The sequence below is a fragment of the Gillisella taibaishanensis genome, from assembly GCF_001938985.1.
Taxonomy (GTDB): Bacteria; Pseudomonadota; Alphaproteobacteria; order Rhizobiales; family Rhizobiaceae; genus Allorhizobium; species Allorhizobium taibaishanense.
In genome coordinates, this window is the sequence record NZ_MKIN01000022.1 from 742357 (window position 1) to 769193 (window position 26837).

The 26837-nt window shown below is 58.2% G+C and carries 21 protein-coding genes, 1 tRNA gene and 1 pseudogene; 12 read left to right on the top strand and 11 right to left on the bottom strand.

All coding sequences use genetic code 11. The features are described from left to right. Window positions 1–187: 187 nt before the first annotated feature. Window positions 188–4072: a PAS-domain containing protein gene (locus tag BJF91_RS14600; protein ID WP_075615191.1), complete on the bottom strand. Its 3885-nt coding sequence runs from the start codon at window positions 4070–4072 to the stop codon at window positions 188–190. 426 nt (window positions 4073–4498) lie between these two features. On the opposite strand from BJF91_RS14600, the gene BJF91_RS14605 reads away from it, so the two are divergent. The 3 genes from BJF91_RS14605 to BJF91_RS14615 all read left to right on the top strand — a co-directional run bounded on the left by BJF91_RS14605 (window position 4499) and on the right by BJF91_RS14615 (window position 7288). Beyond that, complete coding sequence (locus BJF91_RS14605; protein ID WP_075615192.1) at window positions 4499–4825, top strand: hypothetical protein; 327 nt, start codon at window positions 4499–4501, stop codon at window positions 4823–4825. A 378-nt stretch (window positions 4826–5203) separates the two neighbouring features. Beyond that, window positions 5204–6601, top strand: coding sequence for a DEAD/DEAH box helicase (locus BJF91_RS14610; RefSeq protein ID WP_083943349.1), 1398 nt, complete (start codon window positions 5204–5206; stop codon window positions 6599–6601). Window positions 6602–6685: 84 nt separating this feature from the next. Next, on the top strand, window positions 6686–7288 hold the full coding sequence (locus BJF91_RS14615; protein WP_075615194.1) for a DUF2026 family protein: 603 nt from the start codon (window positions 6686–6688) through the stop codon (window positions 7286–7288). A gap of 43 nt (window positions 7289–7331) precedes the next feature. Here the strand turns inward: BJF91_RS14615 and ampC are convergent, their stop codons facing one another. Together ampC and BJF91_RS14625 are read right to left on the bottom strand one after the other, a co-directional pair. Next, on the bottom strand, window positions 7332–8477 hold the full coding sequence (ampC, locus tag BJF91_RS14620; RefSeq protein ID WP_075615195.1) for a class C beta-lactamase: 1146 nt from the start codon (window positions 8475–8477) through the stop codon (window positions 7332–7334). Window positions 8478–8629: 152 nt separating this feature from the next. After that, the gene (locus BJF91_RS14625) at window positions 8630–9475 is read right to left on the bottom strand and encodes a hypothetical protein (RefSeq protein ID WP_075615196.1); all 846 of its coding nucleotides are present in this window, start codon (window positions 9473–9475) and stop codon (window positions 8630–8632) included. 396 nt (window positions 9476–9871) lie between these two features. Between BJF91_RS14625 and BJF91_RS14630 the strand changes: the two genes are divergently transcribed. The 4 genes from BJF91_RS14630 (at window position 9872) to dinB (ending at window position 13752) form a co-directional block, all read left to right on the top strand. Next, entirely contained in the window at window positions 9872–11119 is a 1248-nt protein-coding gene (locus BJF91_RS14630) for an AAA family ATPase (protein WP_234801626.1), read from the top strand. A 15-nt stretch (window positions 11120–11134) separates the two neighbouring features. Continuing rightward, entirely contained in the window at window positions 11135–11881 is a 747-nt protein-coding gene (locus BJF91_RS14635) for a hypothetical protein (protein WP_139310705.1), read from the top strand. 213 nt (window positions 11882–12094) lie between these two features. Then, window positions 12095–12334: a hypothetical protein gene (locus BJF91_RS14640; RefSeq protein WP_075615198.1), complete on the top strand. Its 240-nt coding sequence runs from the start codon at window positions 12095–12097 to the stop codon at window positions 12332–12334. Window positions 12335–12627: 293 nt separating this feature from the next. Then, complete coding sequence (gene dinB / locus BJF91_RS14645; protein WP_407639883.1) at window positions 12628–13752, top strand: DNA polymerase IV; 1125 nt, start codon at window positions 12628–12630, stop codon at window positions 13750–13752. Between the two features lie 399 nt (window positions 13753–14151). Here dinB and BJF91_RS14650 read toward each other — a convergent pair whose 3' ends face one another. Together BJF91_RS14650 and BJF91_RS14655 are read right to left on the bottom strand one after the other, a co-directional pair. Next, entirely contained in the window at window positions 14152–14298 is a 147-nt protein-coding gene (locus BJF91_RS14650; protein ID WP_075615200.1) for a DUF1127 domain-containing protein, read from the bottom strand. A 167-nt stretch (window positions 14299–14465) separates the two neighbouring features. Beyond that, window positions 14466–15458 carry a 3'-5' exonuclease gene (locus BJF91_RS14655; protein WP_407639884.1) on the bottom strand — a complete coding sequence of 331 codons (993 nt, stop codon included), beginning with the start codon at window positions 15456–15458 and terminating at the stop codon, window positions 14466–14468. Window positions 15459–15700: 242 nt separating this feature from the next. On the opposite strand from BJF91_RS14655, the gene BJF91_RS14660 reads away from it, so the two are divergent. Further along, on the top strand, window positions 15701–16930 hold the full coding sequence (locus BJF91_RS14660) for a DUF2252 family protein (RefSeq protein WP_075615201.1): 1230 nt from the start codon (window positions 15701–15703) through the stop codon (window positions 16928–16930). Window positions 16931–17120: 190 nt separating this feature from the next. Here the strand turns inward: BJF91_RS14660 and BJF91_RS14665 are convergent, their stop codons facing one another. Continuing rightward, window positions 17121–17960 carry an SDR family NAD(P)-dependent oxidoreductase gene (locus BJF91_RS14665; protein WP_075615202.1) on the bottom strand — a complete coding sequence of 280 codons (840 nt, stop codon included), beginning with the start codon at window positions 17958–17960 and terminating at the stop codon, window positions 17121–17123. A gap of 364 nt (window positions 17961–18324) precedes the next feature. Between BJF91_RS14665 and BJF91_RS14670 the strand changes: the two genes are divergently transcribed. Together BJF91_RS14670 and BJF91_RS14675 are read left to right on the top strand one after the other, a co-directional pair. Further along, window positions 18325–20682: an Orn/Lys/Arg family decarboxylase gene (locus BJF91_RS14670; RefSeq protein ID WP_075615203.1), complete on the top strand. Its 2358-nt coding sequence runs from the start codon at window positions 18325–18327 to the stop codon at window positions 20680–20682. Window positions 20683–20704: 22 nt separating this feature from the next. Then, window positions 20705–21265 carry a GNAT family N-acetyltransferase gene (locus BJF91_RS14675; protein WP_075615204.1) on the top strand — a complete coding sequence of 187 codons (561 nt, stop codon included), beginning with the start codon at window positions 20705–20707 and terminating at the stop codon, window positions 21263–21265. A 403-nt stretch (window positions 21266–21668) separates the two neighbouring features. Here the strand turns inward: BJF91_RS14675 and BJF91_RS14680 are convergent, their stop codons facing one another. The 3 genes and pseudogenes from BJF91_RS14680 to BJF91_RS14690 all read right to left on the bottom strand — a co-directional run bounded on the left by BJF91_RS14680 (window position 21669) and on the right by BJF91_RS14690 (window position 23212). Then, on the bottom strand, window positions 21669–22706 hold the full coding sequence (locus tag BJF91_RS14680) for a PIN domain-containing protein (RefSeq protein WP_075615205.1): 1038 nt from the start codon (window positions 22704–22706) through the stop codon (window positions 21669–21671). A gap of 102 nt (window positions 22707–22808) precedes the next feature. After that, window positions 22809–23042, bottom strand: a pseudogene (locus BJF91_RS25585) (terminase gpA endonuclease subunit); the annotation flags it as partial. A 93-nt stretch (window positions 23043–23135) separates the two neighbouring features. Continuing rightward, window positions 23136–23212, bottom strand: a tRNA-Arg gene (locus BJF91_RS14690). A gap of 289 nt (window positions 23213–23501) precedes the next feature. Here BJF91_RS14690 and BJF91_RS14695 point away from each other — a divergent pair. Beyond that, entirely contained in the window at window positions 23502–23975 is a 474-nt protein-coding gene (locus BJF91_RS14695) for a MarR family winged helix-turn-helix transcriptional regulator (RefSeq protein WP_075615207.1), read from the top strand. Between the two features lie 276 nt (window positions 23976–24251). Here the strand turns inward: BJF91_RS14695 and BJF91_RS14700 are convergent, their stop codons facing one another. Both BJF91_RS14700 and BJF91_RS14705 read right to left on the bottom strand, forming a co-directional pair. After that, complete coding sequence (locus BJF91_RS14700) at window positions 24252–24782, bottom strand: hypothetical protein (RefSeq protein ID WP_075615208.1); 531 nt, start codon at window positions 24780–24782, stop codon at window positions 24252–24254. A 105-nt stretch (window positions 24783–24887) separates the two neighbouring features. Next, window positions 24888–25850 (bottom strand): quinone oxidoreductase family protein, encoded by a 963-nt coding sequence (locus tag BJF91_RS14705; RefSeq protein ID WP_075615209.1) that lies wholly within the window; start codon window positions 25848–25850, stop codon window positions 24888–24890. A 93-nt stretch (window positions 25851–25943) separates the two neighbouring features. On the opposite strand from BJF91_RS14705, the gene BJF91_RS14710 reads away from it, so the two are divergent. Then, complete coding sequence (locus tag BJF91_RS14710; RefSeq protein ID WP_075615210.1) at window positions 25944–26798, top strand: LysR family transcriptional regulator; 855 nt, start codon at window positions 25944–25946, stop codon at window positions 26796–26798. Window positions 26799–26837: the final 39 nt, after the last annotated feature.

Here is a 26837-nt window from a genome sequence, read left to right on the forward strand (position 1 = left end):
GTCAAGCAGTGGTCCCTGACAGCTTGACCATCACTCTGGATTAATGTGGAGAGTATTCACATCGATTACGCCTGAGCACCGACACTAAGGCAACCGCCATGCTGCGACCGTTTATACCGTCCCAAAATCATAAGCGTTCGAGGCAATTCTAAGAGGCGATTTGGGCCCGAACTGATCAGCCCAGACCTCACAAAGCCGTCTGCCAAAAGTTTTCGGCTTCAAAAACGTCCTCATCCCCGTTTGGGTCGACATCAAGCTCCACCACAGCGGAAATGCCGGCGCCGAGCCAGTAGCCGATGCAGTCGCGCAACCGGTCGGGGCTGACGGTTTCGAGCACGAGATCGTCGAGGCCGGCCTTGTGGCAGGCGGCCTTGTCATAGGTGGACAGGTCCGTGGCAAGGCCGATCAGCACCGTCGGCGTGTCCTGTCCGTGCCGCTCCTGCCGGCCGGTCGCGCGGTCCAACTCTTCCTCGGCGCGCATCTGGCGCACGACATCGAGCGCCCGTTCGCGATCCGTCACCAGATCGATCAGCATGATGGCCGGGCGTTGCAGGCGCCAAAGCGCAAGCGCCTCATGCTCCTCGGAGAGATAAGCATGGCCGATCTCGATGGACTGAAGAGCTCGCTGGAAGAAATCGCGCACTGCTCCACCGGAGGCCAGAATCAGCAGATCTGTCCGATCGCCCGCAAAAGACGCAGGGCGCGGCGGCAAATCATGGACAAGGGACGCTGGTGGTGCTGGGGAGTGAGGCCAAGATGGCGATGGCCCGGCGGCAACCTGATGGAGCAGGTCGCCGAGATCATCCCGACCGCTCCCCGGCTGGGCCAGTGTCTCCGAAGATCCCGCTTCGCGTCGTGCCGTGCGCAGAACATCAATCACGGCATTGCGCAGCAGATTTTCGCCGACCGGCTTGGCCAGTTGCACCTGCACATCAATCCCCTCGGCCGTACCGCTGGGATTTAAGGGAGCTTCGGTCGCCAGAAGAATGATCGCCAATCGTTCAAAGCGTGAATCGTTGCGAAGCTTTCGCACCAGATCCAGCCCCCCGTCACTGCGCCGGCAGCCATCGACCAGCAGCAGTTCAATGGGGCTACCCTGGCTTTCCGCCTGTTCCAGAACCGCCAGCGCCAAAGCGGGATCATCGACCGCGACGCCATCAAACCCCCAGCGAAACAGCTGATCGTTGAGAATGCCGCAGCCGATCGGACTGCTCTCGAAAGCCAGAACCCGCGCCCCGCGCAAATGGAACCCGGCCAGGCTCGGCACTTTCTCGGCCCCGAGCGTGAAAGGCAGAGTGATCGTCACCGCCACGCCATGGCCCGGTTTGTTGTCCACCTCCAGCGTGCCGCCGAACAGATCGACCAAACCATAGGCGATCGACAGTCCGACGCCAGAACCATAGCGGTAATGCGACACTCCCACATGAGTTGGAAAGCGTGAAAAGGCAAGATCGCGTTGCTCTGCGGTAATACCGGAGCCGGTATCCTCGATGCGCAGCACCAGCCAGACGCGATCAGCCCCGGCCTTGGCATTGCTGGTTTCGTCATCCGAGGCAGGCCGGGGCATCTCGCTTTCGGACGGAATGGGACGAGACTCGTGGCGCATGCCGATATCGATCAGCACATGTCCCCGGTCCGTCGCCCTGATCGCCTCGCCCAGCAGATTGGTAAGAATTTGCCGGAGCCGCCCGGCATCGCCCGACAGCATATGGGTCAACTGTCCCTGGCCGCTTACCAGAAGTTCCAGATCCTTCTCCGTGGCGCGGCCGGCCATAAGCGTCACGACATCTTCCACCGCTGCCAGCGGATCGAACGGCGCAGAGCGTAATGTCAGACTGCCGTCATCGATCTTGGAGAAGTCGAGAATGTCGTTGATGACAGTCAGCAGCGACCGGCCAGACTTGACGATCACATCGACGAAGGTCTTTTGCCGCGCGTCAAGCTGCGAGGCGAGCAGCAGCTCGGCCATACCAAGCACACCGTTCATCGGCGTACGGATCTCGTGGCTCATGCTGGCGAGGAAACGCGACTTGGCCTTGTCGGCGGCCTCGGCTTGAACGGCCAGCGTCGTCAGCTCCGCCTCCCGCCGCTTCGCCTCGCTGACATCGCCGATCACGAACAGCCACCGATCCTCCGCGCTGGCAATGATGTCGATGCTGCGCCAAGCGCCATCGCGCCGCTGCACCACCGCTGTGGCAGAGCCATTCTGCCTGACCCCGGATTTCATCCGCTCGAAGAAGCGCTCGGAATCATCACCGAAATCGCCGCGCTTGGCGCAATAGTCCGCCAATTCCCGCCAATCCGCGCCGCCCACGACAAGCTGCGGCGACAGGTCCAGAATTTCGGCAAGCTTGTCGTTTCGGTAGAGAATACGGTCGCGCTGGATGACGCAGAGCCCCTGCGCCATGACCTGGGTCGCCTCTTCCAGCAGCTTACCCACATCCTGCAGCCGGGCGCGCGCCTCATCGATTTCGCGTTCGCGCAGCCGTTGCTCGGTATCGTCGGAAAAGGTCAGCATCGTCTGGCCATCATCGAGCGGCGACGCCGTAATGGCGATATGCCGACCATCGGCCAACACTACCTCGATCCGACTGACGTTGTTGAGATCGCGCAATTGCTGACTGTAGGCGGCAATCCGGCTTTCAAGACCAGCCTCCTCTTCGCTGGCCGTCAGCGGCCAACCCTCGGCATGGGCGTGCCTGAGATAGTCGGCAAAGGGCGTTCCAGTCAGAGGCTTTTCCTCGGGCCAGTTGGCCATGTTGCGCGCCATCGGGTTGGAAAAGGTCAACACCTGGTCGGCTCCGACAATCATGACCCCGACAGGCATGGTGCGCAGGATCGCCTCAATATCGTCATAGAGCTTTTCAGCCTGGGCCTTGGCTTCGCGCATATTGGCTTCGCCGATCTTCAGCAGCGACACATCCGCCAGCGTTCCAACGATATAGTGGGCGCCATCCGTCGCCTCGATCCGCTTCAGGCTGGTCAAAAGCGGCACGGTACTACCGTTGGGCATCACGATCAGCTGCTCACGCTCGGTCGTGCAGCCGGTCTCCAGCACCTCGAGATTTTCCGCACGCAGCATTTCGGCCTCGGCCGGAAACATCTCGTCCTCGCGCAGACCGTAGAAACGCGTGCGGTCACCACCGAGCATCTGCTCGTAAGCCGCATTGGCAAACACCAGCCGGCGTTCGCTGTCGCGCAGAAATACCGGCTCCGGCACATTTTCGAGCGCGGCGCGATAAAGGCTGCTTTCGCGCTCATAGGTCTGAGCTTCCGTGATATCGCTGTAGAGCAGCAGGCTCTGGCCATTGTCCAGCCGGCGGGCGGTGACTGAAATCACGCGTCCGCTTGCCAGATTGAACTGCCGAGGGCACCCTTCGTCAATGAGACTGCAGAGAAAGTCTGGTGCCTCACCGGCATCATTCTCCTCGGGCGCCTTACCGATCTGACCGTCCAGGTAAGACCCAAGTAGCGCCCGGAACGGCATGCCCACCGAAATCTCGAGGCTTAGCCCATCGAGGATCTCGGTAAAATTCCTGTTGAAATAGACGATATGCTCGTCCGCATCGAGCAGCAGCACGCCAAGCGGAAGGAGGTCGAGAAGCATGGCATGATCCGCACCCGGAGCGAACAGCGCGGCACCTGCCGCAGATGATCCGGCAACGGACGCGGCTGCGGATGCGGTCTGTGGCGCGGACGCTTCTGCATCGCGCCGCCAGCCTCGGCTCTTGATCCGCCCGGGACGTTCGCGAAACACACCGAAGATATAAGGCATCTCGTCTTCGGTGACGAAACGCTCGATCTGCACCCGGCAATGGCGCCGGCCACTACGATCGAAGCACAGCGCCAGATGCTCTTCGGCAAAGACCAGCGCCCGACGCTCGACATCTTCCCACGCAAGGTCTTCAGGCCGGTCGGTCAAAGCGCCTGCCCTCTGCCCGATGACCTCTTCAGGTGTAACACCGAAAAAAGCGGCAAAGCCATCGTTGACGGCGACGAAACGCAACTCGCTATCCTTGATGAAAGCAGGCACATCGAGGCCGGCGATCTTCTCGCATGCAATCTTGAGCAATCCGCCTTCTACCGGCAACGCTATCCCCTTAATACCGCTAAACAGACTGCCAGCGGACGCGGGCCTCTGCGTGCCCTTTATCCCGCCTGTTTTCCGATCCTAACACCGCGCATGGATCAAAACAAAGCACCTGTGGAAATTTAGCCGGCATGTTCAATCTTTCCTGAGCCTTTTTGGAAAACCCTGCCAAAACATGCCTTCACTGACCCGCGCCGTATCTTTGTGGCCAAGACAGGGCGCAACCAAAAAGCGACCTTAAAATTCTCATTAAATTTCAGTAGATTAAATTGGCAATCATGCTCTTTGATTTGGGCTAGAATGACGAGAATTTAATCTTGGCTCCACAATTTTATCATCAATCTGCCCCGTTTCAGGATCATCTTGACATCATTCTCTTCGGAGAAAAAGTTCTGAAAGGATTGAGCCATGTCCGTATTTCGCATGAGTATGTCTGCGGGCCTTGTTGCCGCTCTGATAGGTGGCTCGCTGATGGCCACGGCCCCTGCCGCAGAGGCCCACGACCGTTTCTGGGGTGGTGTCGCAGCCGGTGCCGTCGGCGGCATCGTCGGCAGCGCCATCGTCAACGGAATGGATGGTGGACCGCGTTATTACCGGTCCTACGGCCCGCCGCCACCGCCGCCGCCGGTCTATTACCGGACCTACTATCGCCCGGTCTATGTTTCGCCCTGCCATTTCGAGCGCCGCTACGATGAATGGGGCAATAGCTACCGCGTCCAGGTGTGCCCGCGCTAAAAGCCGTGACGGATAAATTTGCCGATACCGACGCCCGCCCCGGCCCATGCCGAGGCGGGCGTTTTTGCATTCTGCAATTATTCCGCAGGTGCGAAGAGCCTTGACATTCGCAAGGAGAAAGCGCAAATGCAGCACAAGCTTTCAGCCTTCCGGCCGCCGCGTGAGCGCGCCATTGCATCTGAGCCATGCTGATTTCGGCAAGGTGATGCAGAAAAGGTCTGGGCGCTTCAGATATGACCGCAGCAGCGGTCAAACGCGCCGAAAGTGCTTCCAACTTACAAGTTCCCAATTCACGCGGGGTTCTTGACGCCAAAGACGGTCATCATCGCAATGAGGCGATCGTGACGAAGCGTCTTGGCGCCCCGAAAGGTTTATGAATTGACCAGTTTTAACGAACTTGGCCTGTCGCCGACTATTGTCGCAACGCTGACCCAGCTTGGCTTTACCATCCCGACCCCGATCCAGGCCCAGGGCATTCCTGTCGTCATGACCGGCCGCGACCTGATCGGCCTTGCCCAGACCGGCACCGGCAAGACCGCCGCCTTCGGCCTGCCGATCATCGAGCTGCTGATGAAGGACGAGCGCCGTCCCGACAATCGCACCACCCGCACGCTGATCCTTGCCCCGACCCGCGAGCTGGTCAACCAGATCGGCGACAACCTGCGCACCTTCATTCGCAAAACGCCGATCAAGATCAACCAGGTCGTCGGCGGCGCGTCGATCAACAAGCAGCAGCTGCAGCTGGAGCGCGGCACTGACATTCTGGTCGCCACCCCGGGCCGCCTGCTTGACCTGATTTCCCGCAATGCGATTTCGCTGCGCGCCGTCACCCATCTCGTGCTCGACGAAGCCGACCAGATGCTGGACCTGGGCTTCATCCACGACCTGCGCAAGATTGCCAAGATGGTTCCGGCCAAGCGCCAGACCCTGCTGTTTTCGGCCACCATGCCGAAGGCCATTGCTGATCTCGCCGCCAGCTTCCTCAACAATCCGGTCACCGTCGAAGTCTCGCCTCCGGGCAAGGCCGCCGATAAGGTCGAACAGTATGTGCATTTCGTCAACGGCCAGAACCACAAGACCGAGCTGCTGAAGAAGACACTCGCCGATCATCCCGATGGCCGCTCCATCGTCTTCCTTCGCACCAAGCATGGCGCGGAAAAGCTGATGAAGCACCTGGAAGTTACCGGTTTCTCGGTGGCCTCCATTCACGGCAACAAGAGCCAGGGTCAGCGCGAGCGCGCGCTCAAGGGCTTCCGCGACGGCTCGATCCGCACGCTGATCGCCACCGACGTTGCCGCCCGCGGCATCGACATCCCGGCCGTCAGCCACGTCTTCAACTACGACCTGCCTGAAGTGCCTGACGCTTACGTCCACCGCATCGGCCGTACCGCCCGTGCCGGCCGCGACGGCATTGCCATCGCCTTCTGCGGCCCGGACGAAGCCCGCCTGCTGCGCGACATCGAGCGGCTGATGGGCATTGAAATTGCCGTCGCCAGCGGTGAAGCTCCTGCTGACCGTGGTCGTCCTGCCCGTCCCACCCGCCGTCCCGGCGGTGGTGCCGGCGCCGGCAACCGCAACCACGGCAATGGCCAGCCCCGCAAGGACGGCCGCCCGCAGGCACGCGGCCCGCGTGAAGACGGCGGCGAAGGTGAGAACCGTTCGGCCCGTCCCGGCGGCAACCGCAAGCCCGGCAGCCGCCCGGCCCGCCGCCCCGACCGTCCGCGTCAGGATGGCCCGGCCCGCGCCGGTGCCGGCGGCCAGCGCCGCGAACGGTAAAAATCACTACACGCAAAATAAGGAAAGGCCGGTTTATCCGGCCTTTTCGTTGTTTACATTTTTTGTTTCGCATCGGACCGCCTCATGCTGATCAAGCAAACCGATTATCACCGCATTTACAGCGTCATCAATTCGCTGCTGCTGAGCGAGAACGCCAATCCGGCCACGGCCAGCATGTATTTCAGCGTCTTCGGTTCCTACCTTTTGAAGCAGCACTTCAAGATCAATGCGACGCCGAAAAGCGGGCTGGCGGCCTATCGCTTCGGCAATGAGGTCATGGTCTTTGCCGAGCGCAAGGATGACGGCTTCCTGAGCGGCGACGGCGACAATTTCCATTGCTGGGTCGAGGCCGATGGCTGGGCGATCGACTTCATGGCACCCGCCTTCATGCTCGACGGCAAGGCCTTGCCCGCCAAGATGCTGCAAAAGCCCCTGAGGGCCATGGCTGATGACATCAGCAGCCTCAACGCATCAGGCGATTTCTTCTATATCTCGACACCACAGGCCACCGCCCGCCGCTTCGCCGGCTGGAAAGACGCCAGCGCCATCGGCGACCTCGCCCGGATCGCCGAACTCTGGTTTCGCAAATCCCCGAAAAAGATGATGCCGTCGATCACGGTCACAGGCGAATTCGGCTCGCAGAAACAGGTGCAGCTGACAGGCAAGCCGCTGACGGGAACATGGTGAGGTAAGCCGCATAACCGGCGAGCGGCTACAGCGCCTATCTCCGCTATTTCGCCAGCAATGCGTTGATCAGACCATAGGTCGCCTGGACGCGCGCCTCGTTCGGATAGTTCTTGTTGGCGAGAACGACGACGCCAAGCTTCTCGCCCGGCACCATCGCGATATAGCCGCCAAACCCGTTGGTCGAACCCGTCTTGTTCAGGATGACATTCTTCTGGGGTGGCAGCGGCGGGCTGATCGCTTCGACTGGCTGTGGCTTCATGATGAAATCATAGCCATTGCCTGAGGTCATCTCGGCGAGGTCGGCGGGCCAGGGATACTGTTCCCAGATCATGTCCTGGGTGAAATAAGCTGTCTTGTAGCGGCCTTGCTGGGTTGTCTCGATCGCCTTGCGCAGATCGCCGGGAACCTTCCCCTGCCCCAGTTCCGCATCGAGAACCTTCAGCATGTCTCTGGCGCTTGATTTCACGCCGTAGGCCTCCGCATCCAGCACGCCAGGGCTTACCCGAATCGGCGCATTGGTCTTGCGGTCATAGCCAAAGGCATAATTGCGCATCTCGCTTTTCGGCACGTCGATCCACGTATGATGCAGCCCGAATGCTGGGAACAGCATGGTCTGCGCCACCTGCTTGTAGCTCGAGCCCATTGACTTGCCGGAGATATAGCCGAGCATGCCGATGCTGATATTCGAATAGCTGCGCGCCCCCGGCTGCGGCGGATGCCAATCCTTCAGCCAGGTCACCAATCCATCGACATTGGAAATGCTATCAGGCACCTGCAACGGCAATCCGCCCGAATGATGGGTCGCGAGATCCATCAGCGTCAGCTTGTCCCCGATCGTGCAAGCGTCATTGCACAGGTGATGAGCCACGGTGTCATTGAGATTGAGCTTGCCACGCTGCTCAGCCAAGGCCGCAAGCGTAACGTTGAAGATCTTGCTCATCGAGCCAAGTTCGAACAGCGTATCCGGCGTCGCCGCCTTGTTATCGGCCCGCGATCCCAGGCCAACCGCATAGAATTCATGTTTGCCGTTCCTGGTCACACCGACGACGAGGCCAGGAATATCATATTGTTTTACAACGGGTTCAAAGGCAGCTCGGGCCTTTTCATCCAATCCATCGGCCAGAGCATTGGGACCATTTATGGCCAGCATCGCCACGCAAACCGCCACCAGCGACAAGCACTTTTTCATTCCACCCGCTCCACATCACCATTTCCCACAACGGCTCGCAGATACCGGCATCGTCCGGGCAAAGTTGTGGCACGCGGCGACAAGGGGAGGTTTTCCATCCCCTAATTTGTCAGCAGCTGCTAAAAAGAGCAGGTCAGGCGGATGCTAAGCGCTTATGCGGCACTAGCAAGCCGCTGCTTCGCCATCCGGTAGATCACGTCATTACCCGCCATGGTGTCGGCCAGAAACCGGTCGAACCCGGCGCGGCATTGCTCGGTCAGCGATACGGTCTTGCCATGCATGGTGAGAAAGCCATGGCTCTCGGCATCATGCAGCAGCACCCGCACATGGGTTCTGGAGAGGCCGAAAATCTTGCCAAGGCCGGCCAACGAAATGGCCGGCACGCGGCCATCCGGCTGATGGAGGCACAATTTCATCAGCTTCGTCAGCACCATCATCCCACCCTGACGCGGCAGGAAGAACGCGATGGTCGGATTGGCCATGATGAACTGTCGCGAATGAGCAACGAATGAAAAACCGATCTGGCGGGCGATCTTCTGGAACGGCTCATCGCCCATAAGCGGTTCCGGATAGCCCGGCTGCGGAAACAGCGCCTGCAGCGGCGCGTAATAGACCCGCAGCGCCTGCTTGTCGTGATCGAGCATCTTCTGGCTGGGCATGAGGATCTTTGCGCGCCGATCCCCCGGCGCCACCGCCGCCTCGACATAGCCCAGATCGCTCAATCGTTTCAAAATATCGTAGATCCGCCCCTTGCTGGCAATACCCAGTGCCGTCAGCTCCCGCTTCAGCAAATCGGTCGTCGGCCAAGTGTTTCGATCATGCTCGACATAACCAGCATAGGCGGTGATCAGCGTCATGAACACGAAAGCTCGGCCTTCATCGAACAGCAAGCGGTTCAGAACCTGCTGATTCTCATGCAGCCCAAGCATCGCCTCAATATAAACGGAACGGGCTTTATCAAAATCAGGATGCGAAAGAAACTCTTCTGCAGAGCGCATGAGCGAGACGTCTTGAAGCAAGGCAAGAACTCCGACAAATTTTAACAGCAATGATGAGAGCGAACTCGGTAACTTCCAGCGACTGGATCTCCGCGCCAAACTGTAAAAAAAGTCGCTTTTATCCACCGTACGAAAGCCTGCCGAAGCGGCCATAATGTTATTGACAGTAATTATAGGATAAAAATAGTCAATGTGGATATTTGGGCGCAGCGAGGTAACAGCTCGGGCAATAGCCGTCCTCCCGGTACCACCTTCACCCCCAACATAATATTCCGTCTTTGATCAAGGTTGACTTGCGCGGCACGTCAACTCCGTGTCGCCGTCGCAGAGCACAGCGAATTGACTTTTCTCAGAAATGCTTCTTAGCTAAGTTCATTCAACGTCGAGGACGTCATCGTGGGAACCGCCGCACTGATCAACCGCAGCCTCCCCGTTTTGATTTTTTTTGTTTGCTTCATAACCATTGTACGGTTCCTGGCCGATGGGACTGCGAAGCTCGGCATCTGGTTGAGAATGGCCGCCTCGTTCGCTGGCGCATGGTGGGGGCTCATCCTAGCCGTTGCGTTTCTGCTGTGGATCGTGGTCGGGCTTGGGCTGCTCGCACGGTGGGGAAAATTGCCCAAGTGGATCGTCAAAAGGAAATGGGCGATGGATGTATTGAACAGGCTTACCAATCGCGCCGCCTTGGAAGAGCGACTTAAGGGCGATGCAACACCCGTGTTCATCGATGCTAACGCACTCGCCGAAGCGTTGAAAGCGCGTGTCATCGGTCAGGATGCAATCTGCGACGATATCGCAGCCCAAATTCGCCGGCGCATGGCGCTTCAGCAGCGTGGCAAGCCCGTCGGCATCTTTCTCCTTGCCGGGCCTCCCGGCACCGGCAAGACCTATCTTGCCAAGTGCCTGGCAGAAGAACTGCGGCGTGCCCTGATCCATCTCGATATGACGCAATTTTCCCAAGCGCTATCGGCCACGATGCTGTTCGGCTCCCCAAAAGGGTATGTCGGCTCAAACAGTTATGGCAAGCTAACGGCAGGGCTTCGTGATACGCCGGATGCCGTGGTCCTTCTCGATGAAATCGAGAAGGCGCACCCCGAGGTCCATAAGAAATTCCTCACCTCCTGGAACGACGGGTTCGTGACAGAGGCATCGGATGGTCGGCCGATTTCTACGACGCGCGCCATCTTCATGCTGACGACCAATGCCGCCTCCGACGATCTCGAGGATGTGCGTAAGCAGGACGGGACGGATCAAGACGCGCTGCGCCGCAATGCGACCACTGCGCTGAGAGACGCGGGCTTTGCGCCGGAAGTGCTCAATAGAATCGATCGCATCCTGATATTCTCCAAACTTTACGGCCTGGATGTCGCGCGAGTGACGGCGTTGGAAATCGAACAGATGGTTCGCAGCTATGGCCTTGAGGTGGCGGACCAGGGTATCGATCCTGAATTACTGTTTAAAATGATGCAAAGACAGGAAACGCTCGCCGAGGCTGCCTCGTCGCGCGACATCGTCCGCTCCATCGAGGAATCGATAGCCGATTCGCTGATCACCGCGCGGCAAGACGGCGCTCGGTGCGTTGCTTTGATCGAGAGCGGAGAAGGCGTGATCGCGATGCCGGTTGAGCAACGCATAGAGCCCTGATAGGACGCCATAGAAATGGAGCCGGAATCCCAACCACAAGGAGCCGTCGAGCTTTCTAGCCTTTGGAAGGCAGCACTCTATGGCGCGACAATGTGCACAGCTCTCGCGATCATGCCTTTGATCGTTACCACGGAACCATCGCAGCCCTTGCTGGAACCGGTTAGCACGGCACCGCAGACGGAATCCGACGCCAAAACCGCCATGTCAAAACCCACGCCAGCAACATCTTCGCAGCAGACGCAGACCGCGCAAGATCAAACGGCATCAACGCCATCGGCTCCGACACCAGCAACACCGTCACCACTTCCCCAGCAACAACCAAGCGCCGCATCATCGCCTTCTCTATCCCCGAATGCCGTCGCCCCCGCTGCAATTGCGCCTGAACATGAACCTGCAGCGGCGGCCCTATCCAGCGAGATTGCCGAGGCCGACCAGCACTGCAAGGATGGACAGCAATCGCAAGCTCCGCTGGTCCCGCCTCCTCCGAGACCCGCGATCATCCTCGGCTTTTTGACCCCAGCTCAATCCGAACACTCCGTTGAAATAACCCAGGCCAAGACGAATGTCCTGATTGACCCGGCCTACCGGGATAATCTCCGCGCCAGCGTCCACCCGGTGAACGCGCCGAAGGACGCAAAGACGATCGCGATCATTCCCAAGGGCATGAACGTCCATATGGGAGACCAGGTCGCGATTGTCGGCTGGCATGCCTCGCCGACCCTTGCCTGCCGATATGTTCCCAACTCCGTCGTTGTCAGGTAAGCTGAGAGCAGGCATCCAGGCTCATAGTGCCGCGCCCGACTACCAACAGTTCCGAAGCAGCTTGCCTGCAACACGGTTCATTAGATTAAGACACCGTTTTCTCCACCGCTCCGCCCGGATATTTGCTCCCAACCCATGTTCTTTCTTCGTGATAAAGCGAGTTGACTTATCCGCGAAAAGAGAACATTTATAGAACAAATAGAGAGAGACGAAATGTCTGAAGCTGAAAAAATCATCGTCGTGCAATTCAAGAAGAACCGAGCCGGTGTTGTGCCTGGAGACATGCGGCAGGCATCAAGCGTGGCTTCCGCAGAAAAAATAGCCGGTTCCATGGCCGCCCGCTGCCTCGGCGTTGCTGCATACGCAGTAACGATCGACGAAGAGAGCGGCAGCATGATGAACCCGCGCCTGCTCGTCTCGCATGGGCAGATTTCGGACCTCATGCCTGACTGATTAAGGCACAGTCTCGCCGTCGCTGCATCTTGGTTGGGCGCCCGTTGCGCATATCGCCTTGTCAACCGTCCTGGCGCGACCGAGGCAACGCCTGCCGCATCGTAGCAATGGCAGGGCTGGCATCGGCATTGCATTTCTCAATGCGGTTTGCGCGGCTGGGCGTAGAGGGCAAAATTCCTATGCGATGCCTTATCATATTTTCATTGAAACTGAACTTCTTCAGGTTGGAAGCAACCGGGGAACCGCAGCGCGTTTATCAATAGGCGACAGAACACAGATCCGGGGATCACGCCATGACGAGTTCGGAAGGGCCTGAGACAGCCATGAGCCCCGATCGTTCGACCATCGTGTCCGTGCGCAAGATCATCCATGTCGATATGGACGCCTTTTATGCCTCCGTTGAACAGCGCGACAATCCGCAGCTGCGCGGCAAGCCCGTCGCGGTCGGCGGGTCGGCGGCCCGTGGCGTGGTGGCGGCCGCAAGTTATGAGGCACGCGCCTTTGGCGTCCACTCGGCAATGCCCTCCGTGACCGCCAAGCGCAAGTGCCCGGATTTGATCTTCGTGCCACCTCGCTTTGACGTCTACCGCCAGGTCTCACACCAGATCCGCGAAATCTTTGCCGAATATACGCCGCTCATCGAGCCACTGTCGTTGGACGAAGCCTATCTCGATGTCACAGAAAACCTGAAGGGCATGGAGATCGCCACCGAGATCGCGCTGGAAATCCGCGCGAAGATCAAGGGAGCCACTGGTCTCAACGCCTCAGCCGGCATTTCCTACAACAAGTTTCTGGCAAAGATGGCGAGCGACCTGAACAAGCCAAACGGTCAGGCTGTCATCACGCCCAAAAACGGGCCAGGGTTTGTCGAAGCCCTCCCTGTCAAGAAATTCCATGGCGTGGGACCTGCCACGGCCGAGCGCATGCAACGTCATGGCATCGAAACCGGGCTCGATCTGAAATCGAAGTCGCTTCAGTTTCTTCAGACGCATTTCGGCAAATCAGGGGCCTACTTCTATGGCATCGCACGGGGTATCGACGAACGGCAGGTCAGAGCAGATCGCATCCGCAAGTCTGTTGGTGCCGAGGACACCTTCGTTGAGGACATCGATGATTTCGATCTGGCCAAAGCCGAATTGCGGCCTTTGGTCGAAAAAGTCTGGCGCTACTGCGAGGCGCACGACATCAGCGCAAAGACGGTCACCGTGAAGATTAAGTATTCGGATTTCAGCCAGGCAACCCGCAGCCGCACCGTGGCAACGGCCGTGCCTGACAGCGAGACCATCTTGGACGTTGCAGAGCCTCTGCTTGCGTCGGTGTTTCCATTCAGGCGCCCCGTCCGGCTTCTGGGTGTCACCCTGTCGTCGCTCAGCTCAAAAGAGAGCGAACACGAACCGCAGCTTGCCTTGGAACTCTAACGCGACAAAGTTTGTCAGGGAAAAGTGGAAACCGGTTTTCCCGAAAAGACAAACGAAAAAGCCTGCCGCGGGAGGAGGTGCGGCAGGCTTTTCGAATAGACCGAGCAACGGCTGGGAGGAGGAGTGCCGCTGCTCAAACAGACGTCCCCATGGGAGGAGGAGGAGTGGGCCGTCTGAACTCGAAGCGTTGCGGGAGGAGGTGCATCGCTTCGATAAAAACAAAATACCAAATTTCACTGCACAAGAAATAGAGTTTGTTGCAGTGCAGCTATGCCGAGAATGCAAAGCCCCGAAGCCAGAAGAGACACGCCCTGCAAAGCAGCCTCCCGTGCTCCAGACACAGAAACGCCCGCGTCATCGGCGGGCGTAAATCGTTTGGGAGCTAATGAAGAAAGCGTCTTAGCGGGCGACCGACTGGCGTGCAACGCTGTGGATGTCGGCGCGATTGATGCCGAGATCCTGCAGCTCACGAGTGCTCATGCGGCCCAGTTCGCCAACGGTCTGACGATACTTGCGCCAGTTATTGAAAGAGCGTGCTACGTTCATGATGATCCCCTTTCGTGAGGTCTCTTGACGCCAGCAACCTTCTCGGTTCCAACGTCGTTTCGATGATTGGAATATAGGCTCATTCCCGCCGATCGATAAGACACAAGGCACGACGCCTGCCATGCGCGAAACGCATAGGTATTGCCGTCAGCGACCAACCTTGCGCTTCAGCCCCTGAACCGATCGAAGGCCGTCAACCGCTTGATCGGCGGATCGGCATCCGGATAGCGGTAGATTTCGGCTCGCAGATAAGAAAGCTCTTCTTCTAGCGCTTGCTCATCGACTTCGACCCACCAGGATTTTGGGCGACCGTCGCTTCCGTCAGACCAGCGATAGCCTCTCGCTTTGAGATGGTCCTTCATGTCAAAGGGGCTGTTCTCGGCAAAGATCCGGACACGCGACCGCTGGCTTGCTCGATAGAGTTCAGCAAAGGCGGTGGAGGCCGTTCCATCATTGTCCCTTGCGAGAACCTCCAGGAGCGCAAAACAATCATCGACAGCACGATGGCCCTCGTGGAAAAAGCCCGCCTGCCCGATCAGATAACCGAGCTTGGTGCCTTCATATCCCCGCGTCGACCAATCGATCTCGGCATTCGAACAGGCCCAGGCCTTGCCCGCAAACATCTGAGACAGCATCTCGCAAAATGGACGGTCGAAACCGGCATTATGGGCAATCACCAAATCCGCAGGTTCGATCAGCGCCTGGACGGCTTCCATATCAATCGATTGCGCTGCAACCATCTCGTCTGTGATGCCGGTAAGTCTCGTAACGTCAGCGGGAATGGACACGCTTGGCTGCTGAAGCCCGCCATAGATGCCGGTCACGTCGCCGATATTGCCTGCGGCATCGAATGTGAAGGCGATCAGTCCGATTTCGATGACCTCATCCTTGCGCCAATTCAGGCCGGTTGTCTCGGTATCGAGGATGATGCCTTTGAGAGGAAATTCCGGGCGTGGGCTTGGCGCGACGCTCCGCGGTACGAGTTTTGTGAGAATACGGTAGCGGCCGGTCTCCGACAGATGGCGAACCATGCCCTCTTCACTCCACGAAGCGGCCGGCTGCTCCGGCGTCACGGGTTTTGATTTGGCACGAACACCGTGTCGGCTGCCCGAGACCTCCCCCGAAAACATGTCGAACTGCTCTGCCATTTCTGTCGCCATCACTCCGTCGCCGGTTGCCGCTGTTCAGAACACGACATGACCCGCAGATCAACCATAGAGGAGCGTTTGGGGCAGTTAAATTAACAGAAACTAACGTTCAGCCTCATATCGAACACGAAGAGTCCTCGCCTTCCTGCCGAGACGATCGGTGCCGCCGCACGCGCAACTGTCATTTACGACTTCGTACACGCATCCTTTTTGATCTTGGTGCGTTTAGTGGGTCCCACATTGAATGGCTTACTATGAAAACAATTGTCCATCCCGAAGACCGCCTCCGACTCCTGCTTGCGCACAAGAACCGAAAAATGGCTGTGTCGGCCCATGCCTATGTGCGTGGCAGTACCCGCAGGTTCTATGAATGGTTAAATCAGGCGGATCATGCAGAGATACCTGCCGGGCCTCCGGTTTGGATCTGCGGCGATTGTCACATTGGCAACCTTGGCCCCGTAGGAAGCGGCGGTGGCGGGCTTGCCATTCAGATCCGCGACCTTGACCAGGCCGTGATTGGCAATCCCGCCCATGATCTCATCCGCCTGGGGCTATCTCTAGCCATGGCTGCCCGGTCCTCGGACCTTCCTGGCGTTGTCACTGCCCTTATGATGGAAAAGATGGTGGACGGGTACACCTCGGCCTTCCTCCTGGAGGCAACAGACGACGCCGACGATGTCCCGGTTCCAAAAACTGTTGCGGGGGCGATGCATGCGGCCGCCAGACGGTCCTGGAAACATCTTGCCGATGAGCGGATCGAGGGCGAGGCGGTTCTTCCCCTTGGCTCGAGATTCTGGCCCTTGTCGCAAGACGAGCGGCAGGAGGTCGAAGAATTCTTTTCCGACGAGAAAATTCGTCGCCTCGCAGCCTCCCTGCGTGAATCTGGCGATCCCGACCATATCCCCGACCATATCAGTGTGAAAGATGCCGCCTATTGGAGGAAGGGCTGCAGTTCGCTTGGGCGGCTGCGTATTGCCGTGCTGCTTCAGATCGGCAAGGGGAAGGAGCGACGCTACTGCCTGATGGATGTGAAAGAGGCCGCAAGGGCAGCCGCGCCCACCGACCCTTCCGCAGATATGCCGTCAGACGATGGCGAACGCGTATGTCAGGGCGCGCTTGCTCTGTCTCCTCATCTCGGGCGCAGAATGGCGTCGGGACGGCTGCTCGGCCGTGCCGTATTCGTGCGGGAACTGCTGCCGCAGGATCTCAAGCTGGAAATCGACACGCTGTCACAGGAGGAGGCCGTGTCGGTCGCCGAATTCCTCGCATATATCGTGGGACGGGCACATGCGCGCCAGCTCGATGCTGCGGCGCGTTTGCGCTGGATAGCAGAACTGGGTCGCAGCAACGGGTCACCATTGGAAGCTCCGATCTGGCTGTGGAATGCCGTCGTGGAACTCGTATCAATTCATGAGGCTGCCTATCTCGAGCACTGTCGACGGTTCGCTCTGAAATTGGAGCGACCAGACGAGGTGGTCGGCTAAGAGGTAACCTTCAGCTTTCTCCCAGATCATCCAAGACCGAGGTTGCTTCGCCTGAACATCCTCAAGGTCTCGATCCCCGCCCGCAAGACCCGGGGACATGACCTTAGGGAGGATAGGACAGCGGCTCCATTGGCGCCGCCTGTCCATTCAGGCACTCTGCAAATCGGAGACTCCAACCTTCAAAATATCGTCAGAGCTTACCTTGTTCGACAGAGCTAAAACGCAGCGCTCTGCCGTCTGCCGCGACGATGGCATCCATCTCTTCTGCAAGCGCATCGCGATCATCGACACCACGCAAGAGACGGCCGGCCAGCGTATCGAAACGTCCGGCGGCAATGTCGGCAATCAGGAGCGCAGCCCGCGACGGCTCTACGTTGACACTATCATCGAACAGCTTCTGGATGCCGGGCAGATAGGTTTTTCCCGCCTCCGATGAAAGCTGCAACTCGGTCATTGCACTGCGAACGAGACCGGGATCGACGGCGAAGGCGCGCACGTCGTTGCCAATGGTGGTGTCGTTCAGGCACTCCGTGAGACGCATGATGGCGGCCTTGCTGGACGCGTAGCCAGAGCCGTTAGGAAAGCTGTTGCCCGTTCCGCCGCCAACGAGGTTGACGATCCGGCCGCCGCCCCGCGCCAACATCTTAGGGGCAGCCGTGCGGCACGTGTTGAATGTACCACGCAGATTGATTTCGACATCTCGCCACCACACAAGGGGATCGCATTCCCAAATAGGACCGAACCCCTGAAATGAACCGTGGTTGTTGACGAGTACGTCGACCGGGCCCAATTCGCTCACCACGCGGGCAAAGGCATTTTCAACGGCGGCAAGATCGATGATGTCCGTCGAAACAGCAATCGCCTGCCCGCCCTCTCCCTTGATAAGGGAAACCGTCTCCTCGATCTCGGTCACCGTTCGCGCCAAAACGGCGACCTTCGCCCCTTCCCTAGCCTGCTGTAGAGCGATCTCTCGACCTATCCCTCTGCCACCACCAGTGACGACGGCGACCATGTCTGAAAGGCGAGCCATGCTTCCTCCTACGGCGTTTTAAAAGTCGATCTGAAAGCAGGAAATATGTCGCCTCGGCGCCTGATGGCAATGATGGCGACGCGATAAAGTTGGCTTGCACAGCCACGTAAACCAACTCCTTCCTTCCATCTCTCAGTCATGAATTGCAGTCTCGGCCGTTTGGCGTTGACCTCGACACCGTTAGGCGCGCGGCGAAACAAACCGTCACCCCGCTGTGCATTGCCGAACCTCCTGGTTTCCCGTGTTCAGGCTTTTGCTCTCCATTGATCTTTTGAACTGATGGCATTGGTGGCGCATCGCCGCTGTCACAGCCCCGTCATAAAATAAGGCGACAGGTTGCGCTCGATCAACTTTGGATGCTGGCATGGATTATTTCAGACGCTTCAACTTCTTGTTCGCAACACCCTCGTTCGACAGCGAGGACTTGGAGGGCGTTCGTTACAAACAGATCATCCAGGAAATTGAGCGTTCCGGTTTTGAAGTGGTGCGTGCCCGCAATCTTGATGACGCAGAGATCGTTGTTCAGACTGACGCCGCCATTGGCTGCATGATGGTCGATTGGGGCAAAAAGGGACTTGAAGGCAAGACCTCCCACCTCATAAACCTGATGCGCCGCCGCGGGCTGGATTTTCCCATCATCCTCCTGATCCGTGGAAAGCGTTTCGAGGACGTGCCGGTCGAGGTGCTCGACTTCATCGACGGTTATGTTTTCCTGTCGGAGGAAACGCCCGCCTTCATCGCCAAGAACCTGATCAGCCGTCTGAAGCAATATGCCGAAACGCTGAAAACGCCGTTCTTTGGCGCCCTCGTGGACTACGCGGAGGAAGGCAACCATCTCTGGACCTGCCCCGGACACAATGGCGGCGTGTTCTACAGCCGTAGCCCGATCGGCCGCGTGTTCATGGAGCATCTCGGCGAAGCGGTTTTCCGCGACGACCTCGACAATTCCGTGCTCGACCTCGGCGACCTCCTGACTCATGAGGGCCCGGCGCTTGCGGCACAGAAGGAAGCGGCAAAGATCTTCGGCGCCGAAAAAACCTATTTCGTGCTGAACGGAACATCGACCTCCAACAAGGTCGCGCTGTCCGCGCTTGTCACGGATGGCGACCTCGTGCTGTTCGACCGCAACAATCACAAGGCCGCGCACCATGGCGCGCTGATGATATCGGGCGGCATTCCCATCTACCTCCCGACCACGCGCAACGCCTATGGTCTCATCGGCCCGATCGAGTATGCGTCTCTGGACGAGACAGCGCTGCGCGCGCGCATTCGCGCCAATCCCCTCGTGAAGGATCCTGATGCCTGGCAAAAGCCGCGGCCGTTCCGTGTTGCCGTCGTAGAGCAGTGCACCTATGACGGCACGATTCACAACGCCGAGATGATTCTGAAATCGATCGGTCATCTCTGTGACTACATCCTCTTCGACGAGGCCTGGGCCGGCTTCATGAAGTTTCACCCGCTCTATGCCGGGCGGTTCGCCATGGGGCTCGCCAATCTCGGTCCTGACTCCCCCGGCATCATCGCCACCCAATCCACGCACAAGCAGCTCGCCAGCTTCTCGCAGGCCTCGCAAATCCACATGAAAGATCGCCATATTACCGGCCAGAAGCGGCGCGTGGAGCACCGGCGCTTCAATGAGAGCTTCATGCAGCACGCCTCCACATCGCCCTTCTATCCCCTGTTTGCCTCGCTCGATGTCGGCGCGCAGATGATGAAAGGCCGGTCCGGCGAAGTGCTGTGGGACGATACGATCCGCCTTGGCATCGAACTCAGAAAAAAGATGCGCGCCGTGCGCAGGGAATTCGAGGACAAGGAGCCGCGCGCAGAGCGCCGTTGGTTCTTCGAGCCCTTCGTGCCGGATCGCGTCTTGATCCCTGATGTTGCAAGCCCCGGCGCTTCGCATGACGTGCCATGGGAGAGTATTGCCACCGACCAGCTGGCGACAAACCCCGCTTTTTGGCACCTTACCCCCGATGCATCCTGGCATGGGTTCAGCGGTATGGAACAGGGGTTCGCGATGACGGACCCCAACAAGTTGACGGTGCTGACGCCGGGCTTCGACCGCAAGACCGGCCTCTATGCCGAACATGGCATTCCTGCCCCGATCGTAGCGCAATATCTTCGCGAAAACCGCATTGTAGCCGAAAAGAACGACCTCAACTCCTTGCTCTTCCTGCTGACGCCAGGGGTCGAGGCCAGCAAGGCAGGCACCCTGATAAGCGGCCTCGTGGCCTTCAAGAAGCTGCATGACGACAATGCGTTGCTGGAAGAAGTGATCCCGGAATTCTACCGTCGGCGCCCGGCTCGCTATGCCGGCGTGCGCCTGCGCGATCTCTGCGGCGATCTGCACCGCTTCTTCAGGGATGCTAATGTCAGCGCTTTGCAGTCAAAGCAGTTTTCTGCGGCGCACCTACCACCCATGGCCATGTCGCCGCACGACGCGGCACGCAGCCTGGTGCGCAACGACGTCGATTACCTGCCGATCGACGAGATCAGTGGACGCATCGCGACGACCCCCTTTGTGGTCTATCCACCTGGTATCGCCACCATCGTTCCGGGTGAGCGCCTGACCGATCTGGCGCAGCCGATGATCGACTATCTCAAGATGTTCGAATCCTGTTTCAACACCTTCCCCGGGTTCGAAGTGGAAATCCAGGGCGTCTACCGCGAAACGGATGCCGCCGGGCGCGTGCGCCTCTACACCTACGTCGTTGCGGAGTAGTCCGGCCATGTCGCAACAGATAATGGACCATGACAACCGCATCGTCATCCGGCCGTCACGCGACGCAGACGTGGAGGCGATGCTCGCGATTTATCGCCGGCATATCCGCCACGGCCTGGATGAGGGCGTGGACGACAGCGACACGCCCGAGCCGGACGACCTGCGGGAGCGGCGCAAGAACCTGAAGAGCAAACGCTTTCCCCATCTCGTCGCAACCATCGACGGCACAGTCGTGGGCTATGCTTACGTGGTGCTGTTTCGCAAGCGGCCGGCCTATCGCTACACGGTCAAGCACTCGATCTATGTGCATCACGACCATATCGGCAAGCGCGTCGGAAGCCAGCTGCTGCGCGGTCTGATCGACGCCTGTGCTGCAGCGGGATTCCGGCAGATTATCGGTTACATCGACGCCGACAACGTGGCTTCGCTTGCCCTGCACGATCGTTTCAACTTCGTGCGCGTCGGCCTGCTGCCGGCCGTCGCCTATCGCTACGGCCGCTGGGCAGATAGCGTCATGGTGCAACGTTCGCTGGGGACGGGTGCAACCACGCCACCTCCCCCACCCCCATTATCCACACGCTGACGCTCCACCACGGCTTATATGCCTGTTGCCTTCCACTGAGAACTGGCCCGGCGGGGATGCGTGTTGTAAAACTCACCACGAGATACAAGGGGCGTCCGAAAGCCGCCCATTAAATTAAAGTAGATGCGACTCTCTACGAAGGTAGCAGTCACGCGGCCATTGTTTCGTGTAACAAAGCTAGGCGCACAATCTGTGCCAAGGTCGCGCCGCGCCAAAGCACCGAGCAGAAGCGCGAGAAGTTCTCGGTGCGCAATGCGCTCGTTTTACGGATATCGGGAAGTCTTTAGAATTTTTGGCGCACCCGACATCCGCCATCTTTCTGAGAAAAATGATATAAATAGTTGAATAATAAAGATAAAATGTTTTTTATGTCACCAAAATGTGTTACGTAATGTGTTAGAAATTAAGTATCGAGCATATCCCATTCGTCGCCCAGAACCCAACGAAGCGCAGACAGCTTGCCGTTGATCATACCCCATTCGAAATCATCCCAAGGGCCGATTTCATCCGAACCTAGTTCTTCTTCGGTGCGTTTCATCGCTTCAAGCATGCCCTTCCAAATCTTCTCGGTAGTCATTTTTCGGCGGCCTTCTGGTTTCGCGTTATTCCATTCTTCCTCAGTAACCACTTCCTCCTCGCCGTCCTCTACAGCAGCGATCTTGTTCCACTTTCGGTTATACCAAACCTGCAAAAAAAGCTTGTGTTCAGCCTCTACCAACTCCGAAAGCTGCCTCGATTGTTGGCTGTACTCTCGTTCGAAAGTTACTTCTTCAATTAGATCACTGGCAAATTCATTCAGTAGCGCACCGAGATTGGTTGAGTATCGCGAAGTGGTATCATCGAAAAGGTGTGCTAAATCAGGATGTGGTAAACGTGTGTCCGCGCCTTTTTGGCTGAAATCATGAGTATTGTGAGTTACAAACGCAAAGACTTGGCCATCTGTCCGTTGAGCCAATGCATCGACGTAGCTTTCAATAATGATAGCGTCGCCGATACCGTTTATTTGTCGGTGAAATGGCGCAATTTTTCCTATCGCGCGATCCGCGGCCCTCGCTTTCATTCCGTCGGTGGCCTGTATTGGGCTAGTGGTGGCGAAAAGCTTCTCGATTAGGTCCACGGCTTCATTGACGGCCTCACCGCCCGTTGCAATACGATGATCGACATCGTTGAGTTGCTGCAAGGTTGAGTTGCGCCCTTCCTCCGGTGCAAACTGCACGATGGCCTCTCGGACGCGCTTGAAATGGCTGGAAAGGCTCGCTTTACTTGCGGCCATCACTCTATCGCGATTTCTCGCGAATTCATCGACGACCATCTGCGGTAGTATCAATTCCACCTCGTCGACTTCCGTCATTGCGAACAGAGCGTCGAGAATTGGAAGATGCCGATGATCTTTAGTGAGATCTAGCCAGACAGAGGTGTCAATGAGCAATTTCAAGGTCATCGTCAATCAAATGCCATAGAGGGGTAGGGATGAAACGTACAATATAAAAATCCCCGTTACTACAACGAGGTTTGGCGAGTGGAGAAACTTAGCTGTCGGTTTTTATCGGCTTAGAAACGCGGATTTGAAAACCGTCATCTCACTTTCCGGCGCGGCGGCGCTAGAAAGCTCAGTTTCACGCCTGTCGAGATCGATGTTGATCAGGACGCGGGCCGCGAGGCTGTAGGTGAAGGCGTCCAGGCACTCGGCTCGCCTCCCGGGGATGCGCTCGAACGCCCGCGTCGGCTGACCTCGTATATAGCGTACAATGCGCCGCTCGCTCACAAGCTCCTCAAAGAACCGCGCTTCCCGACCCTATTAGCCGGGACTGCAAGTACGCGCTTTACGATATCGTTGAGAGGTGCTGTTACTGTATTTTTTGGTGTAAAATGGCGCACCCGACAGGATTCGAACCTGTGACCTTTGGAATCGGAATCCAACACTCTATCCAGCTGAGCTACGGGTGCGTTCAGTGGGCGCTTGTGGCGCGAACCGGTACATAGCCTAGTCTGCCGGTCGCATCAATGGTGAATTTGCGTTTGTTCCACAGAAGCGCCGCTCGTCTATTACCCCCCTAAAATGAGGAATTGAGTTCAAAGATGTTTTTTCCCTATATTGTTTCAGAAGGTAATCATTCAATCGCAGAATTATCTTGTACAGATATGTTAAGAAGGGTAAAGATGGGCCGTTAATAGGAGTCGCAACGTGCCGGATTGTGGGATCCGGCACCGGAGAGAGAGGCTTTCGTTAGGGGCAATGAGCAATCAACATATTATTGGCGAATCCGCCGCTGGTCGACAAGGGGTTGTCGATTATTCCGGTCTGGTCCATTCGCTTGGCTTTCGCGTTCGCAGGGCTCAGCTGGCTATTCTGCAGGATTTTCAGGATGTTCTCGGCGGTCATGACATTCGTCCGGCCGATTTTTCGGTTCTGTCGGTGATTGCTGGCAATTCCGGCATGAAGCAGAGCGACGTGGCATCGACGTTGTCGATTCAGCGCGCCAACTTTGTCGCTATCGTTGATGGCCTGGAAGACCGCGGGCTGATCGAGCGCCGACGCTCCGATACTGACCGGCGCGTTTATTTCCTGCATTTGACACCAAAAGGTACGCAGTTCCTTGAAGAACTTCTGCCGAAGTGGCGCGAGCATGAGGAAAAGTTCATCGGCCGCCTCGGCGGGTCTGAGAAGCGCGATCAGCTGATTGAGTTGCTGAAGTCCATTTCAGACTAAGCATGTCGCACAAAGCATGCCGCCGCTGTTCCGCAGTAACGACATGCAAAAGAACGCCTTAGAACACGTTGCTCGAAGATGGATAAGCGGCAATGTGTTCTAAAATAATTCGGGGATAATTTGTTATCCTCGATTTTACACCATGGGACAGGTGTCCGATACGAGTGGGGACGCTACTTCGGACACCGTTACGTCAAAGCTATACCAGTACTTTAAAGCACATCGGGTCGATGCGTCCGTTTAGGACGACACCGGAGACCCGAGTCCGACCGGCGATCAGCGAAATTTGGCCCGCCGCCCTGCGTCCGTCAGCGTCGCCCGTTGAAGAGCTTGGTCTACGAGCCGATTGGCGAGCGTCATGCGCGTATGTGCTGCCTCGATAAACAGAGGATGCACTTGATCAGGGTGATTGAGCCGAGCAAAGGCGCGGCGTTTTGCGTTCAAGCTCGCCACGCTGTCATCACTCGCAATTCCCAAATCTTCTGCCACCTGTTCAGGGTCTAGCCGAGCCAGATGTGCCGGCATTTCGGGTGGCGTTTCAGGCTCCTGCGTGCGCGTCCCCTCCTCCACGACAGGTTCATCATCCGGCATGAGTTCGAGATACTGCTCCTCCGCCCATTTCGTCGCTTGGGCGGCGGCGATCGATTGCGTAGGGACACGGCCATGCAGCGATGTTTCCTGGACAAAACCGGTATTGAGGCCGGCAACGCGGTAGGCTTGCGCCTCCGCCTCACGCTCAGCCTCTTCGGTCTCCTCCCGCGAAAGCCGCTCGACGACGGATTGAAAGATTGATTGTCCCAACAACATCGCGCCTGTCCTGATTTGCTCTTCAGCTTACAGCACAACGGACAGAACGGAAATTGGTTTCCCCTGCGACAGCAAGGAACCAAAAACAGAGCAACAGATGGCGAACTAGACGATCAACCGCACCGGTCCGCGGGTTAGGCCTTGCTCCAGATCGGCATGGGCGGTCGCCGCGGCGGCGAATGGATAATCCACGCCGTCAGGCTGATCGAAGCCGGCGCTCAACATGTCGAACCAGGCCGTGGCTGCCTGGCGGTAGGCATGACGATCTGCCAGGAGGGTGACGATGCTAGGCCGGATCAGAGCGCGGTTCACCAGCAGCGCCGGGTCGACGGCTTCAGGCCTTGCCGCGATTTGCCCGATCGAGGCCACCAGTCCAAAGGGCCGCACCGCGCGCAGGCTTGCGGCCAGGGTATCACCGCCGATGCCATCAATCACGAAATCAGCGCCCCTGCCCCCGGTAAGCGCCAGAGTCGCCTCGACGAAATCCTCCTGTCTGTAGAGAATGGGATGGTCGAGACCGTAGCGCATCGCAAGGTCGGCCTTTTCCTGAGAGCTGACCGTGCCAAGCGTGATCACACCCTTGCTTTTCGCCCATTGTGACAGAACAAGACCCAGGCCGCCCGCTGCCGCGTGAATGAGAACAACCTGCCCCGGTTGAAGCTGCGTCACCGTCTCCAGCAGCATATGCGCGGTCAGTCCACGCAGAAACGAGCCGCCGAGTAGCCTGTCATCCAGTGCCGGTGGCGGTTTGATCGCCATGGACGCCGGTATGATCCGCTCCTGCGCATAGCTGCCAGCCGGCAATCCCGCATAAATCACTCGATCGCCTTTGCTGAGGCCGGTAATATCCTCGCCCACAGCCTCGACAATGCCCACTGCCTCGACACCGGGCACGGCTGGCAGCGGCAAGGCATAGATGCCATTGCGATGGTAGACATCGATATAGTTCACCCCGATCACCGTCTGGCGCAGGTGGATCTCGCGAGGACCGAGCAACCCGAGATCACGCGTGACCGGTTTGAGAACCTCCGCGGAGCCGGGATTTTGATAAGCGATCACATCAGGCATTGGCCTCTCCTTTGTTTGCAAGCCCGGTATAAATCATCGCAAAGATGTGCAAAATTACCCGGAATCGCGCACCCGCTGTGGAAAAATGCACAAATGAATTGGGATGATTACCGTTGCTTTCTTGATCTCGCCAGGGCTGGCAGCCTGTCGGGAGCCGCCCGGCTGCTGCATGTCGACCATACCACCGTCGGACGCCGGATCGCTGCGCTGGAGGCTGCTCTCGGCGTCCGGCTGATCGAGCGTCTGGGACGGGAAATTCGCCTGACCGATCAAGGCCGGGCTCTGGCGGCGCTGGGTTCGCCGGTCGAAGACGCTATGGCGCGGATTGAGCGTGCCGCCGCCGGCAGCATTTCGGCTATGGCGGGAGAGGTGCATATCTCGGCGCCGCCCAGCCTTGCGGCCATGGTACTTGCGCCCAATCTCGCCCGCCTGCATCAATCGCATCCGGCAATCGAAATCACGTTATCGAGCGAAAAGAGCTTTGCGGATCTCAACCGACGAGAAGCGGATATCGCCTTGCGGCTTTCGCGTCCGCTTGCCAACGGTCTCGTCATTCGCAAGCTGAGCACGATCCCCTTCCGGTTCTTCGCAAGCCGCGCCTACGATCGGCCGGAGGAAGATTGGGAATTTATCGCCTATCATCAGGCAGACGACCCGCTGCCGCAACAGACCTGGCTGATGCAGCATATCGGCAACCGGCGTGTGGTCTTGCGCTGTAGCGATGCGGCAAGCCAGACCGCGGCGGCTGCATCAGGCCTGGGCGTTGCGCTGTTGCCGGACTATCTGGGAGACGGCGATCCACGCCTCAGGGCATGCGACAGTGCCCTGCATCCGCCACAGCGGGACTTATGGCTTGTCGTGCATGAGGATATCAGACACGCACCGAGGGTGCGGGTCGTCATGGATTATTTGATCGATCTCTTTGCCAAAAAGGCGGGCTCTCCTTGAACCCGCCCCATTGGGCAGAGGACTTCTCAACCACCAAAC